Source organism: Rhodoluna sp. (assembly GCF_024639375.1).
GTDB lineage: Bacteria > Actinomycetota > Actinomycetes > Actinomycetales > Microbacteriaceae > Rhodoluna.
Genome location: NZ_JAHEIM010000011.1, coordinates 79,868 through 93,872, shown reverse-complemented (window position 1 = coordinate 93,872; position 14,005 = coordinate 79,868). Strand labels below are relative to the sequence as shown.

Genomic DNA, 14,005 nt, shown 5'->3' with positions numbered 1-14,005 from the left:
CGTCACCAGCGGTCAACGTCGAGTCGGTTGAACCATTCGCGACACTTGGTGCACTAAATCCAAATAAGAACCCGAAGCATCTTTGTTTGTTAGTTGTCATGTTCCCCCACCACTTTAAACCTACGCATAACCTCAGACTTTTTAGTTTCCCCGCAACCTTTGCCCCGCACTCTTCTTTTTCTCAAGCGAGTGGGCTCCAGGAAGTGGAAAGTTTCGGGCAATTTTTGAAATATGGAAATTTGCATTCGTGCGTGACCATTTCATGTAGGCCATGATGCTGCCTCTTGGGCTCCCCCAGCTGATGTGTTCGAACCAGTACACCTGAGCAAGGAAGGTAGGGCCTTCACGCTTAAGAATCTCATTTGCATCCAGGTGAGCCCAAAGTCTTGCGTTTGGGACCACCTCAATGGCTATAGCCCTGATAACTGCAGGAAGTGCCAACTGGGTTAGGACCTTCGTAGACACAAACTTCCCGATACTTTGCACAGAAATGGTTTGAATTTCGAGTTTGTCGCCTGTGAATACGCATTCCACAAGGGCGGAAATGCCCAGGTCTGGATAAATTACCCGACGTGTAAGAGTTTCGGGAATTGACTGCTGGGTGCCTGTTTCATGGTCAAAAGGCCCAAATTCAACAGTTTTACCGTCAGGTACACCAGCAGATTCAAGTTTGAACGACAGAGACATAAAACCATCTTACTAGAACCCCTTCCAAAAAGGGTATTGACAAGTTGCAAAGTGCTCGGTATTGTTTTCAATAGTACCTTCACCGAAGGGAGTTCTAACCAACTTCTAATGAAGCACCTGGCCCCAGGACTTCAGAATTGGAGCAAAACATGTCACTCGAAGATATCGGACAGCCAAACGACGCGGTAATAACGCGCTCGCAGGCTGCACGTCTATTGAAGTGCGACCCACGCACTGTCTCACGCGGAATCGAATCTGGTTCAATTCCCGCTATCAAGCTTGGGCGCCGTCAGGTTATCCCTCGCACTCCGTTCCTTAAGCTCCTTGGCCTAGTTGGGGGTGACATCTGATGGCAAGAAAGAAAACACGCAGTTATGGCAAGGGCTCTGTTTACGCCTACAAATCCAAGGCGGGTACCCGCTACCGTTGGCAGGCGAGTTTTCGCATTGACCCTGACGATGAGAACAGTCCGCTTGAGCGTCTTGCTAAGGGCGGCTATGAATCGATGTCACTCGCTAATGAGGCCATGCAACTAGCTCTTATTGAAGCCAAGAAGGGACTCAGCCCAAAGACAAGCTCAGAGAAGTTTGGAGCGTATGCGATGAAGTGGCTCGAAATTCAAAAGTTAGCGAACTCGACGATTAAGGGCTACGAAAAGATTATCCGTGTGCACCTGATTCCTGAATTCGGGTCGCTGACACTTGGTCAGATTATTCCAAGTGCAATAGCAAAGTTCTATAAGGAATTAGAGACTTCGGGTAACAAGGGTCGGCTAACAAAAGGTCTACCTTTGTCTGCGAATTCTGTAAATAAAATTCACATCGTTCTTGGTTCGATTTTGGATTCTGCGGTAGCTGATGGATTAGTGCGGGTGAATCAGGCACGCAATAACCCAAAAATTATTCAGGCCCCGACGGGACGTTCCATTCGCATGCAAAAGAAAGAGCTCAAGACTTGGACCACACAAGAAGTAAATGACTTCCTGAAGTGGAACAAGGAAGTTTATGAAGATGAGTTTTATGCTTTGTGGCACGTCTATTGCTGGTCAGGAATGCGTCGAGGTGAAGGCGTTGCTCTCCAGTGGGATGACATAAATTTCGATACTGGCGTCATCTCCATTAGGCGCGCATCCGACTCTGGCCTAAGAAAATCTGTAAAGCAAACAAAGACCTACAAAGAGCGCGCCGTGCTTATGGACGAGGATTCATTGGTGATTCTGCGAGCGCATAAGTCAATGCGTGCACAATTGGGACTTCAGTTTGTGCGCGGCGACTCATATGTGTTTGGAAATCTAGATGGCACAGTGCGCAACCCTGGCGACATCGGGGAGAAGTGGTCGAAGACCCTTAAGAAAGCTCAAGCTGAGATTCCTGACCTCAGCCACCTGACCATTAAGGGCATTCGTCACACACACGCAACTTTGCTGATGGAAGCGGGTGTGAGCGCAAAGGTCGTTCAAGAACGACTCGGTCACAGCAATATTTCTACGACGCTAGACATCTATGCGCACGTGACGCCTACCTTGCAACAATCTGCCGTCGAGGCTCTGGGTAAATATCTAAAAGGCGCATAAACCGAAGTGACAAACTAAGGGGGCTACGGAGTTCCGCTAACCAAGTTCATATTTGGTTGGCGGCACTGTCGTTTAATCGGTGCCGACTAGGCAGTACTCGAAAATCTATGCCCCTTGGTCGGCCGCAAACTCATTCTTGGCATGCAAGGCCTAGCTAATGGTGAGGAATTGACACCCTATCTCCCCAGAGCTTATGAGGCTGCAATAGAGTTCTAAGGGAGATATACAGGGGGATTCATGTTCAGAAAAATTATTGGAGCTTTGCTCGCAGGTCTGATTGCCGCGACGCCAACGGCGGCATTCGCTGCAGTAGAAGACACGGTAGTCGCCCTCAAAGACTCCAACGGAGTGGGAATTCCTGATGTTGAACTCTGGGTTTACGCCTCAGCTCTAGGCACCGACTTGAAAATAAAGACAGATGCCTCTGGAGTAGCTCGACTTCCTGCACTCAAAGGTAAGGGAAGCTTTCAAATAAATCACTGCAAGCAGGCTGCTTCATCAATCGCTCTTCAAATCTACGACGTTAATTATGGAGATGGCGGTCAGATACTCACCATCCAACTGCCTGCACGTCCAAAAACCTATGAGTACCAAATCAAAAGCTCGAACGGACTAAGCATCCAACGGCCAGAACAAATCGGTGTATCAGCTACTCCGTCAGCATATTCTTGGGTGCAAGATTATGGCACTTTTTCAACCCCACTGGGAAAGGCTCGAATTTCCTCTTGTGGAAGCGCATGGTTTACAAACGACGTTCTGCGTGTTGCTCCATTTGCCTCTTCGGAGTCTGAACCCCAAGTTGGTCTGCCACAAACAATCACAGGGGGAACGACAAATCGTCTGTACCCAATAAGTGAGTTTTCAACCACGTCAACAAAGACGCTCATCATTGAGAATTTCAAATACATCGAGGTTTCCGATGTGAGCAAAACTGTCTATGCTCGCCAGCCGACTAGGGTGACTGGAAAGTTTCTCGGAATAGCTTCGCCTTCAGACGTGCCGCTCAACTCGTTCTATGGCGTGCGTTGCCTATCAAAGTCAAACATTGGAATGCAGGCGGGCGGCATGGCTTCAAAGGTGAATGACGATTTAACTTTGGAAGCTACGGTGACCTTCGAGACCGAAGGCACGTTCAGGTGCCTCCTCGGAGGAACTAGCATCAGCGCCACAAATTCCCTGGGCTTTGACGTGAAAGTCCTACCGATTAAAGTGTTTGCCAGCGCAACGAGCAAAAAGTACAAGAGCTGCGCGGCACTAAACAAATTCTTCGACGGTGGACTTGCAAAGTCGATTAAGGCCCAAACTTCCAACTTAACTTCCGAGTACCTTGCCGCGGTTTCAGCTGCAGGTTACAAGCTAAATTCGGCGCTCGATAAAGACAAAGATGGGGTTGCGTGCGAGCGGTAGCACAATAAATTGCACATTAGATAACGGAAAACCCCGCTAACACTGATACTTGCCAGTGTTGGCGGGGCTCCCCTAGGTGGCTAGTGAGGGATTCGAACCCCCGAAGGCTGAGCCGGCTGATTTACAGTCAGATCCCTTTGGCCGCTTGGGTAACTAGCCATTTGGTTTAGTTTGCAAGGCAAACGAACCTCAAGAAGTTTAGCCCAATAATGCTCGGGGGTGAAACCAGACTTAAATCAGTTGTTGTATCCCTTCGATGGCCAGAAGAAGCTCTTCTTTGAAATGAACGCCAGTGCTGGCACAACCACTGTGCGCACCAGCAAGGTGTCAAGCAGCACACCGATGCAAACAATCACACCGATTTGCGCCAAGGCCACCAAAGGCAACACGCCCAGCACAGCGAACACCGCGGCAAGCAAAATACCTGCGCTCGTGATTACTCCACCGGTTGCCGATAGCGCCTTGATCATTCCCTGCTTCACACCAAAGTTCGCTGCCTCTTCGTTAGCTCGAGTAACCAAGAAGATGTTGTAGTCAACACCAAGCGCCACCAAGAACAAGAAGCTGTAGAGGAACACACTCAGATCAAGCGCCGGAAAGTTGAAGAAGTTTACGAACAACAACCATCCGAGGCCCATGCTTGCAAAGAATGACGCAACCACAGTGGCTAGCAACAACACCGGTGCAACCAGTGCGCGCAGCAACAAAATCAACACGATGAAAACAAGCCCCAGGATGATAGGAATCACCAGACCCTGATCGTGTGAGTATGCATTCTTCACATCAAGCTGTTGAGCATCGAGCCCGCCAACCAAGGCGTTCGCTCCGTCAATTTGCGATAGCTCGGTGCGAAGGTTGCCCAACGTTGCATAAGCAGCATCAGACTGGCTTTCGGCATCGAGCACCACATTGATCTTTGTGTATTCAGCAGTTTTGGTAGAAATTTCTGTCGACGCAACACCATCAACCGCCTTAGCTGCATCGGCAACTTGTTGTGCAAAGTCATTCTTGGCAACCACAACCGCCGGTGTGGTTGTTCCTGCTGCGAATGCCTCGGCCAAGATTTGCTGACCGGCAACGGCCTCAGGAGTTTTCAAGAATCGCTCGGTTGAAGCCAAACCAACTTGAATGCCTGATGCACCGCTGGCAAAGACTGCCAACAAAATGGCGCCTACGATGGCCACCGAAACCGGGCGCTTGCTTACGCCTCTGCCCAGCTTGCCCCAGACGCCTGCTTCGCTCTTGTTTACGCCACCAAACTTTGGCACGAAAGGCCAGAACAAACCGCGGCCAAACACAACAAGCGCCGCCGGCAAAACTGCAAGCGCAGAGATCATGGCAACGACAACACCGGTTGCACAAACCAATCCGAGTGCTCGGTTGCCTGCCAGGTCGGCAAAGCTAAGAGTTAGCAATGCCAAGGTTACGGTTGAACCCGAAGCGATGATTGCTGGGCCAGCACCCTTGAGCGCTTTAGCCATGGCCTCGTGACGATCTTCAAACTTCAACAACTCTTCGCGATAGCGAGCAATCAATAGCAATGCGTAGTTTGTGCCGGCACCAAAAACCAGCACCGACAAGATTCCAGTCACCGAAGCGTCTGCGTTAATTCCAAACAGGCTGGCAACTTGTCGAGCAAGTTGACCCGACATGCCATCCGCGGTGCCAACCACCAAAAGTGGCACCAACCAAAGCACCGGGCTTCGATAGGTAATAAGCAAAAGAACTGCAACAACAATCACTGTGGATAGCAACAGCGTGAAGTCTGCGCCGGCGAATACCCCAGCTAGGTCAGCCTGAAAACCCTCAGGCCCGGTGACGTAAACCTTCAAACCCGAAGGCATAGCTTCTTTGGCAATTGCTCGAATGTCGGCAACGCGCTTTGTGATTTCATCCGAAGCCTGGAGTTTGTCCATCGGAATGGCAATTACAGCGGTTGTGCCGTCGTCAGACAAAGTTGCTGGCGGCACAAATGCTTTACCGGCTACTTCTGCGTTTGTGAAGTCAAGAAACTTTTCATTAGCTCCACCTGCAGGCATGCGAGTTTGGGCATCGAACTCACCTTGAACCCAAAGTTTTTGTTCATCGGTCATTGCCGAAGAACCAGAGGTATAGACCACAACTGTTGCCGTGGCATCGCTGCCAGGCATGGTCTTCAAAATCTCGTCAACCTTGACTGACTCTGCGCTCGATGGCAGACCAACGCCAGGTTGAATGTCGGTAGTGGCTGCCTTGAGAGGGCCAAATGCAAGGCCCGCAAAAATGAGGCCAAGCAGCAAAGTTACCCATGCGGTTTTCTTGCCGGTGATGAAATTGATTACGCGATTCACAAACGTCTCCTTCGTTGACGATTTCACAATAGCGAATATAGTTTGATAATCAAAATTCTTTATACACTAAACTTTAGGCACCATGAAAAACCTCCACTCAGCGCACGAAGCACAGGTTGCGGCTCAGCCGGCAACCAAGCTGCTGCGCGAAGTGATTGAGCAAAGTGCCGACTACTCAAGAATGATTGGCGCTCACCTCGATGTGAACCCAACCGATTTCGAAGCCATGGAACACCTAATTGAGCAGGGGCCCATGACTGCGGGTGACTTAGCCAAGGCGGTGGGCATTAGCCCCGGATCAGCCACTGTGATGATTGACCGCTTGGTGGCCGTGGGTCACGTGACCCGCGAACCAAATCCGAATGATCGCCGTGGCGTACTGGTGGCTCCGAACCCTAAGTCGGTTGCCCAGGCCTGGAAGCACATTAGCCCGCTGATTTTGGCCAGCGAAAAGGCCCTTGCGGACCTAATACCCGCAGAACGTAAGGCAATTGAGCTTTATCTCACCAAAATGCTTGAGGTTTACAAAAACACCCGCTGATTGCTTTGTAAGCGGTTTACACCTAATCTTTGTAAAAGATTTGTGGTTTTACATTTTTTACAGAGAGAATCATGGCTGGCATCGAAGACGTTGCAAAACTTGCGGGGGTTTCCACTGCAACGGTTTCACGCGCGCTCTCTGGCAAAGACCATGTTTCAGACCGTGCCCGTGAAAAAGTCGAGGCCGCTGCTCAAGAACTTGGTTACGTTGCCTCTCACAGTGCCTACACGCTAGCCACCGGCCGAAACCGAAACATCGGCGTAGTCATGCCATATGTAGACCGCTGGTTCTTCTCGGCTGTTCTAGAAGCCATCGAGTCAACCCTCATCGAAAATGGCTACGACCTAACCCTTTACAACTTGAGTGGTGGCCAAGAACAGCGCACCAAGATCTTCAACGAATTTCTACTTCGCCAACGCGTGGATGCGGTGCTAACCGTTGCAGTTCACCCAAACGAAGCAGAGCTTGAGCAACTAAACAAAATGGTGAAGCCAATCATTGCAATTGGCGGCCAGGTGCACGGTGCTCGAAGCCTTGCCATGGATGACCACCACGCTGGAAAGCTAGCTACCGAGCACCTGATTGCGCTGGGCCACACTCGCGTTGCAAACATTAGCGGTGCGATTGGTAGCGACCGCGAATTTGATCAGGCCAATAAGCGCAAAGAAGGCTACCTCGAAGCCATGCACGAGGCCGGGTTAGAGGCTCGACCAAACTGGCTTGCCGAAACCGACTACACCTCGGCCGGTGCATACAAAGTGACTAAGCAAATGTTGGGTGAACCAAAGAACGCACCAACTGCGATTTTCTGCAACTCAGATGAAATGGGCTTCGGCGCAATCATGGCCGCCAAAGATCTTGGCCTGCGAGTGCCACAAGACATTTCGGTGATTGGCATCGACAACCATGACATGTCTGAACTCTTCGGATTAACTACTGTGGACCAACGCGTTCGTGAACAGGGAGCCGAAGCCACTCGCCTATTGCTCGAAGTGCTAAACGACCCTGCGCTTGATTCACACGTGAACATTGAAGAAGACGTTGAATGGAAGGTGAGCCTGCTGGTTCGTTCAAGCACCGCTCGCCCATCCCAAGGTTCTCGCTAACCGCATTTGCACCGCTTGCTGGGTAAACTTGCCCCATGGCTGATTCAACATTCGACATCGTAAGCAAAGTAGACAAGCAAGAAGCGAACAACGCCTTGATGCAGGCGCAAAAAGAAATCGAGTCGCGCTACGACTTTAAGGGCGTAGGTGCAGAGATTGACTGGAGCGGCGAGAAGATTTTGATGAAGGCTTCGAGCGAAGAGCGCGTGAAGGCTGTGCTTGATGTTTTTCAATCAAAGCTAGTTAAACGCGGCATCTCGCTAAAGAGTTTTGACGACGGCAAGCCTTACCCATCGGGCAAGGAATACCGCATCGAAGGCGAACTAAAAAACGGCATCGAGCAAGAGCAGGCAAAGAAGATCTCAAAGATCATTCGCGAAGAAGGCCCAAAGAGCGTTAAGTCACAGATTCAGGGTGATGAATTGCGCGTTCAGAGCAAGAGCCGCGATGACCTGCAAGAAGTTATGGCTTTGCTAAAGGGCAAAGACCTAGAAATCGATATTCAATTCACGAACTTCCGCTAAAAACTATTCAGCAATAATTCCCATTGCGCCGGTAGGCGGAAACGCATTCGTAACGGCCTCGTGGTGCTTTGCGCGCTTGGCCACAAACCCTGCCAGCACTCCAGCGATAAACAAAGTAAGAGTTGGCAACAAGAACGCGATGGTCAGGCCAACACCTTGAGCCAAGCCACCCATGGCAATCTTTGCCGCCATGATGAGCAGCTGGTTCACCAAACTCATGCGAGCAAGTGCTTGCGCAGTATTTAGCCCCTTCACATAACCTGCGGCGCTAAAGAACGATGGCACCATCGGTGCACAGCCAAGGCCAACACCAACAAACAAAACAGAAACCACTACCAACGCCAAAGTTTCGTCTGTGTCTTTCAGCATTGAACCAAGAACAACTGCGGATACCAGAGACAAGCTGCCAAAGATTCCGGCGATGCGAGCCAGTTCACTCAGGTGACGTTTCACAGTGAGGCGGCCAATAGCCAAACGCCCAAGAATCATCGCCGCCGAGAACGCAGTGAATGGAATAGCAGCAAGGCCAAGGCTTAGGCCAAGCTCTTTCTCTGCAAACACAGATGACCAGTCCATAAGCGCAAGCTCAGCAAAGACACCGGTAAACAAACCGGCGGCCAAGAGCCAAACCTGCGGTGGTGATTTGAAGAATGGAATCTTGTTGACAACCGTGCGCTTGTCGCCGTGACCATCCTCAGAAGAAAGCAGCAAACCGCGACCGAAGTAAAACAGCGAGGCAATACCGATTCCAGGAATCAAAATCATGTGGGCCCAAAGTGGCATAAAGGTAACCAACACCGCACTAAGCGCAGTCGAAGTTGCAGCTCCGATACTCCAGGCACCGTGAAAGCGACCGATGACAACTTTGTTGAGCGCCTTTTGCAAGGCAACTGTTTGCGAGTTGAGCGCGATGTTTACGGTGGCACCGGCGAAGTTCATCGCCGCTGAGGCAATGAAGAAAAGAATTGGGTCATGAATCAAACCAAAGGTGCCAATAAATAGTGACTGAAAGGCACCACCGAAAATAACTACCTGGCGAGTTCCGTATTTGGAAATCAAACGGTTTGTCACCAGCAAGCCGAGCAAGGCGCCCATTCCAGAAACACCAACGATCAAACCCCAGGTTGCAAAGTCAACGTTGATGTTCTTGATCAGCTCTGGAATTCGAGGAATGTAGGTGAGGCCAACAATCGCTTGAATAAAAAAGATTGTTATGAGTGCAGTCTGTGCCGACTTTGCGCGTGCTGCGGTGAGTGCCAATTTAGACTCGACTAACTTCGATAAGCATGGCCTGCTCTGGGTGCAGCACAGGTGATCGCAATCCTACGGTGGCTAGCAAGGCGCCCGAAAGCTGCACGCCGGCATACCACTTTGGTGGCAACAATTGCATTGCGGTTGCTGGGCCGGCTGGCTCAACTACTCGCACTCGATATTCGGCATTCTCATCCAAGCCGGTGAGGCGAATGTTTGCCGGACGAGAATAATCCGAGGTCGTCAACTGCGCATACATAAAGATGGCTTCGCTCTTGTCGTTCGACACAACACCGTGAATGAAACTTGTGGTTTCGGTTTGGTCGGCACGAATGGTCTTGCCCGAGTGCAGCAAACCGCGCTTGCTCTTGTAATAGGCAGCCCAAGATTTCAGCAGCTCGCGCTCCTCGGCGTTCGCTTCGGTTAGATCCCATTCCAAACCGGCGTGGCCCCAGAGTGCAGTGACTGCTCTAAAGGTGTGGCTGTGAGTGCGACGAGTCGAGTGCGCCTTGGTTGGCCCAATGTGGGTGCCCAACATCTCTGGCGGAATCACGATTGATGTGTAGCGGTTGATTGACTGACGCTCAAGGGCGTCGTTGTTGTCGCTGGTCCAGAAGCGGTCGGCGTGGTCAACCATGCCAAGGTCAATGCGGGCGCCACCCGATGCACAGCTCTCAATTTCAAGCCCCGGATGCGCTGCCTTAAATTGGTCGAACATGCGGTAAATAGCCTGCACCTGGCGACGAACTGCAGCTTGGCCTAGGTGCGCAGCTTCGGTGAGCACGCGGTTGTGGTCCCACTTGATGTAGGCGATGTCATATTCACTCAGAATTGCGTTGACCTGATTGAACACGTGCTCAAATGCGCCCTCGTGCGCCAAGTCGAGAACCTGCTGGTCTCTAAACGTTGGTGGCACTCGCCCACCGGCGTGCAGAATCCAGTCTGGGTGGGCGCGGTAAAGGTCGCTGTCGGCGTTAACCATTTCGCCTTCAAACCAAAGACCAAACTCCATGCCAACAGACTTGACCTTGTTTACTAGCTTGCCCAAACCCTCAGGCCAAACATCAGCGCTAACTACCCAGTCGCCAAGGCCAGACTTGTCATCGCGACGTGAGCCGAACCAACCGTCATCGAGCACAAAACGCTCAACACCAATTTCGGCCGCGGCGTCAGCCAAAGCTGAGAGCTTGTCAAAGTCGTGATCGAAGTAAACGGCTTCCCACACATTCAATGTGATTGGTCGCGGGCGAATGTTGGTTGGGTGGTTTGCACGGGCACGCAACATTTGGTGCAAACGGTGGCTTGCGCCATTTACACCTTCATTTGAATAAACCGCAACCGCAACCGGTGCTTCATATGTTTCGTTGCTCTTCAAAATAACTTCGTCAGCCAACAGCAGTTCTCCGGCCGCAATGCTGGTGCGGCCAATTGCTGTGCGCTCAACGAGTTGACGACTGTTGCCCGACCAAGCCAGGCTCAAACCCCAAACTTCACCGCGCTCATAAGTTGCTGCTTCGGCCAATGCAAATTGAATTGTGGTTGCATCGTGACCGGTGCGGCCTTCGCGCCCTTCGCGCAACCAAGTGCCAACTCGAATTTCTTGACGCTGCGGTTGACGCTCGCGCATCCAACGACCGTGAAAATCAAGAACTGACTTTGTGTAATCAGGTACTGGCAAGAATGTTGTAATTCCATCAACGCGGTAATCGGTGAAACCCAAGTTGGTTACCTGCTGTGAAACTTTTAGAACACCTTGCGCAGTCAACTCAAAGCGCGCCAGCACCTCAAGTTCCGCCTCGGCATCCACAGAAATAAAAGTGGCAACGTTGCCATCGACTTTGGTGTCACGCAACACAAACTGATTGCTAAAGTCGCGGCCAGAGCGAGCGCCAACCAAAGTGGGCTGGCCAATAAAGCCACGAGAGTTTTCACGCCAAATGCCAATGGTCTGTGGCGCATCAAAATCACAGTGCGGGGTTGGCTCAACCTGAGTCAGCACTAGGTCATCCACGTTATGAATTGCAGGTAATGCCTTGCCCCAGTGCAAAATTGCTGGAGTGCCCGAGGTGGTGTCGATAACAACCGAAACGCCGGCCTGCGATAGGTGGATGGTGTTGCTCAAGGCGACTCCTTTAGCGGTGAGAAAGTACTAGTTTGAGCGGTCGATGACTGCTTGTGCAAATTGCTCAAGCGCTAACTTCACCGAGCCGTTTGGCAGCGGCTGAATAGCTTCAACCGCCTCATCTGCCCATCGCTTTGCTTCGGCATAGGCCTGCTCTCCAAGGCCACGATCGCGCAGCGCGGCTAGCGCCTGAGCCAAATCTGAATCGTCTTCAAGACCACCGTCAATAAGGGCCACAAGTTCGGCCGCACCAGCAACACCGGCGGCTGCATCACGGCGGAGCAAAAGCACCGGCAAGGTTGGCACACCGGCGCGAAGATCGGTGCCCGGAGTCTTGCCAGATGGGCCCGCCTCTGAAATGTCAATCACGTCATCAATCAGCTGAAATGCCACGCCGATTTTCTCGCCGAATACACGCATCGGCTCTTCATACTCGGCAGGTGCACCAGAAAGAATAATTCCCAAACGAGCTGAAGCCGCAATCAATGAGCCGGTCTTGTCGGCGAGCACCTGAATGTAGTGGGCAATTACGTCATCTCCATCGGCCGGGCCAATGGTTTCGTGCAACTGCCCCAAACACAAACGCTCAAAGGTATCGGCTTGCAAAGTTAGTGAAGCTTGACCCAGGTGTGAACCAACTTGGGATGCACGTGCGAACAGTAGGTCACCAGTCAAAATCGCAACCGAGTTGCCCCACTTCATTTGCGCAGTTGGCACACCGCGACGAGTAGGAGCATCGTCCATAACGTCATCGTGATACAACGTTGCCAGGTGAGTTAGTTCAACAACAACCGCTGCATCGAGCACTTCTTGGAGGTTAGGGTTGCCCAGTTGTGCGGTTAGCAATACCAAAGTTGGTCGCACGCGCTTGCCGCCAGCTTCAACTAGGTGACGTGATGCCTCGCCCGCAATTCGGTCTGCGTGAAAAGTTGCTTCGAGCAATTGCTCTTCAACTTTTTCAAGCCCGGTTTCGAGTGACTTTAGTAGGGCGCGGTCTGAAACTTTTCGAAGTTGCTTGGGCAACTGAATTTTTGTCACTTGGTTGCCTTCTTGCGAGCACGGTGAATAGCAACGATGCCACAGGTTAGGTTCTGAAACTGAACGCTTTCATAGCCAGCCTTAGCGATTTGCAAACCAAGTTCTTGCTGGTTTGGCCAAGCCATGATTGATTCCGAAAGATAGCTGTAGGCCTCTGGGGTTTTGCTGGCAATCGAAGATAGCGCCGGCAATAAACGACCCAGGTAGAAGTTATAGAAAGGGCGCAAGAAACGATTGCTCACCTTTGAGAATTCGCAGATCACCAATTGACCACCCGGTTTGGTAACGCGGTGCATCTCGCTAAGCGCCTTTTTCACATCTACAACATTGCGCAACCCGAATGAGATTGTGACGGTGTCGAATTCATTGTCGGCAAAAGGCAACTTGGTGGCATCGGCAAAAACAAATTCGATGTTCGGGTGACGCTTGCGGCCAACTGCCAACATGCCCTCAGAAAAATCCCCGGCTACAACTTTGACGCCATCGGCCAAAAACGCTGCGGATGATGCACCGGTGCCAGCTGCTAAATCAAGAATCTTTTGACCAGCGGTTGGGGCAACGGTTTCACGAACGGCATTGCGCCAGGTGCGATCTTGACCAAATGAGAGCAATGAGTTGGTGCGGTCATAGGTGGCGGCCACGTCGTCAAACATGGCGGCAACTTCGGCAGGTTTTTTAGCTAGATCGGCTTTGCTCACCCTGCAAGTCTACTTGCGACGAATTGCTCGGGTTCCGGCGGTAATTCCAAGAGCAAGGGCACCAATTGCCATTGCGCCAAGGCCTACATAAGCTGCCTCGATAAAAGTTTCAGCCGGTGTTTTTGCATCCGAATTGAAAGTGCTGATGTCGATGGCCGCTCCACCAACCGGATTGATTGAAACGCCCGTTGTTGTGCCATCTAAATTCGAAGCCGTGTCATTTAGCGATGAATCGGTTGCCTGAGGAGCTACAGCCACAAAGTTTTGAGTCGATTTTTGAACGCTGACCTCTGGTGAATTGGTTTTCGAAGACGTGCCAGTGACGTTTTTCAATGATGAACTCGATATTTTAGGATGCAATGTGGTCGATGACGTGCCCGACAAAACCTTAGGTCTTGGGCTGGCTACCACTTCATTTGGACGAACTCTGCGAATGACGATAGGCGGCACCGAGATGCGACCCGGGTTCATATAGATGCCGTCGATTTCTTTGTGCTTGTCTTCGGTCTCTTGTTTTTCACTTTGAGACTTGCTTGAACTGCTCGAACTGCTGGATGGCGAGTCGTCTTCATCATCATCGGCAAAAGCCGCAGAAGGCAAAAACAGACCCGCAAGCAGGGTAGCCAAAAGCACACCTAACGCCACTGGGGCTGGCTTGCGCATTTGATCACCTTTTCTGCGGAGGAGCTCTTCGGTTTTAGACTACTTATTGCTGCCGCTTGCCTGAA

At 51.3% G+C, this 14,005-nt stretch carries 13 protein-coding genes and 1 tRNA gene; 6 read left to right on the top strand and 8 right to left on the bottom strand.

The genetic code is table 11. From position 1 onward, the window contains the following. Positions 1 to 141: 141 nt before the first annotated feature. Complete coding sequence (locus Q0L28_RS05090; protein WP_296632480.1) at positions 142 to 687, bottom strand: hypothetical protein; 546 nt, start codon at positions 685 to 687, stop codon at positions 142 to 144. A 149-nt stretch (positions 688 to 836) separates the two neighbouring features. On the opposite strand from Q0L28_RS05090, the gene Q0L28_RS05085 reads away from it, so the two are divergent. The 3 genes from Q0L28_RS05085 to Q0L28_RS05075 all read left to right on the top strand — a co-directional run bounded on the left by Q0L28_RS05085 (position 837) and on the right by Q0L28_RS05075 (position 3,667). Next, a complete protein-coding gene (locus tag Q0L28_RS05085; protein WP_296632478.1) occupies positions 837 to 1,037 on the top strand; it encodes a helix-turn-helix domain-containing protein in 201 nt (66 codons plus the stop codon). After that, positions 1,037 to 2,260 (top strand): site-specific integrase, encoded by a 1,224-nt coding sequence (locus Q0L28_RS05080; RefSeq protein WP_296632475.1) that lies wholly within the window; start codon positions 1,037 to 1,039, stop codon positions 2,258 to 2,260. The genes Q0L28_RS05085 and Q0L28_RS05080 overlap by 1 nt, the downstream gene beginning before the upstream one ends. 237 nt (positions 2,261 to 2,497) lie before the next feature. Continuing rightward, on the top strand, positions 2,498 to 3,667 hold the full coding sequence (locus Q0L28_RS05075) for an excalibur calcium-binding domain-containing protein (RefSeq protein WP_296632474.1): 1,170 nt from the start codon (positions 2,498 to 2,500) through the stop codon (positions 3,665 to 3,667). A gap of 77 nt (positions 3,668 to 3,744) precedes the next feature. On the opposite strand, the gene Q0L28_RS05070 is transcribed toward Q0L28_RS05075, so the two are convergent. Continuing rightward, positions 3,745 to 3,826, bottom strand: a tRNA-Tyr gene (locus tag Q0L28_RS05070). Positions 3,827 to 3,903: 77 nt separating this feature from the next. Beyond that, a complete protein-coding gene (locus Q0L28_RS05065) occupies positions 3,904 to 5,997 on the bottom strand; it encodes an MMPL family transporter (RefSeq protein ID WP_296632472.1) in 2,094 nt (697 codons plus the stop codon). 82 nt (positions 5,998 to 6,079) lie between these two features. Here Q0L28_RS05065 and Q0L28_RS05060 point away from each other — a divergent pair, with 82 nt between their 5' ends. The 3 genes from Q0L28_RS05060 to Q0L28_RS05050 all read left to right on the top strand — a co-directional run bounded on the left by Q0L28_RS05060 (position 6,080) and on the right by Q0L28_RS05050 (position 8,168). After that, positions 6,080 to 6,538, top strand: coding sequence for a MarR family transcriptional regulator (locus tag Q0L28_RS05060; protein WP_296632470.1), 459 nt, complete (start codon positions 6,080 to 6,082; stop codon positions 6,536 to 6,538). Between the two features lie 71 nt (positions 6,539 to 6,609). Beyond that, entirely contained in the window at positions 6,610 to 7,644 is a 1,035-nt protein-coding gene (locus Q0L28_RS05055) for a LacI family DNA-binding transcriptional regulator (RefSeq protein WP_296632468.1), read from the top strand. A gap of 35 nt (positions 7,645 to 7,679) precedes the next feature. Continuing rightward, entirely contained in the window at positions 7,680 to 8,168 is a 489-nt protein-coding gene (locus Q0L28_RS05050) for a YajQ family cyclic di-GMP-binding protein (protein ID WP_296632466.1), read from the top strand. Between the two features lie 3 nt (positions 8,169 to 8,171). On the opposite strand, the gene Q0L28_RS05045 is transcribed toward Q0L28_RS05050, so the two are convergent. Genes Q0L28_RS05045 through Q0L28_RS05025 form a run of 5 tightly spaced genes read right to left on the bottom strand, consistent with a single transcriptional unit; the run spans position 8,172 to position 13,940 of the window. After that, a complete protein-coding gene (locus Q0L28_RS05045) occupies positions 8,172 to 9,428 on the bottom strand; it encodes an MFS transporter (RefSeq protein ID WP_296632464.1) in 1,257 nt (418 codons plus the stop codon). A 1-nt stretch (position 9,429) separates the two neighbouring features. Further along, entirely contained in the window at positions 9,430 to 11,541 is a 2,112-nt protein-coding gene (locus Q0L28_RS05040; RefSeq protein WP_296632461.1) for an alpha-galactosidase, read from the bottom strand. Between the two features lie 27 nt (positions 11,542 to 11,568). Continuing rightward, positions 11,569 to 12,579: a polyprenyl synthetase family protein gene (locus tag Q0L28_RS05035; protein WP_296632459.1), complete on the bottom strand. Its 1,011-nt coding sequence runs from the start codon at positions 12,577 to 12,579 to the stop codon at positions 11,569 to 11,571. Beyond that, the gene (locus Q0L28_RS05030; RefSeq protein WP_296632457.1) at positions 12,576 to 13,277 is read right to left on the bottom strand and encodes a demethylmenaquinone methyltransferase; all 702 of its coding nucleotides are present in this window, start codon (positions 13,275 to 13,277) and stop codon (positions 12,576 to 12,578) included. Before Q0L28_RS05030 ends, Q0L28_RS05035 begins: the two co-directional genes overlap by 4 nt. Positions 13,278 to 13,286: 9 nt before the next feature. Continuing rightward, positions 13,287 to 13,940, bottom strand: a complete 654-nt coding sequence (locus Q0L28_RS05025; RefSeq protein ID WP_296632455.1) for a hypothetical protein — start codon at positions 13,938 to 13,940, stop codon at positions 13,287 to 13,289. Between the last annotated feature and the right edge of the window lie 65 nt (positions 13,941 to 14,005).

Excerpts from the sequence above, each read along its gene's own strand:
- Q0L28_RS05090 (WP_296632480.1), bottom strand. The coding sequence starts at position 687 with ATGTCTCTGTCGTTCAAACTTGAATCTGCTGGTGTACCTGACGGTAAA.
- Q0L28_RS05085 (WP_296632478.1), top strand. The coding sequence starts at position 837 with ATGTCACTCGAAGATATCGGACAGCCAAACGACGCGGTAATAACGCGC.
- Q0L28_RS05080 (WP_296632475.1), top strand. The coding sequence starts at position 1,037 with ATGGCAAGAAAGAAAACACGCAGTTATGGCAAGGGCTCTGTTTACGCC.
- Q0L28_RS05075 (WP_296632474.1), top strand. The coding sequence starts at position 2,498 with ATGTTCAGAAAAATTATTGGAGCTTTGCTCGCAGGTCTGATTGCCGCG.
- Q0L28_RS05060 (WP_296632470.1), top strand. The coding sequence starts at position 6,080 with ATGAAAAACCTCCACTCAGCGCACGAAGCACAGGTTGCGGCTCAGCCG.
- Q0L28_RS05055 (WP_296632468.1), top strand. The coding sequence starts at position 6,610 with ATGGCTGGCATCGAAGACGTTGCAAAACTTGCGGGGGTTTCCACTGCA.
- Q0L28_RS05050 (WP_296632466.1), top strand. The coding sequence starts at position 7,680 with ATGGCTGATTCAACATTCGACATCGTAAGCAAAGTAGACAAGCAAGAA.
- Q0L28_RS05025 (WP_296632455.1), bottom strand. The coding sequence starts at position 13,940 with ATGCGCAAGCCAGCCCCAGTGGCGTTAGGTGTGCTTTTGGCTACCCTG.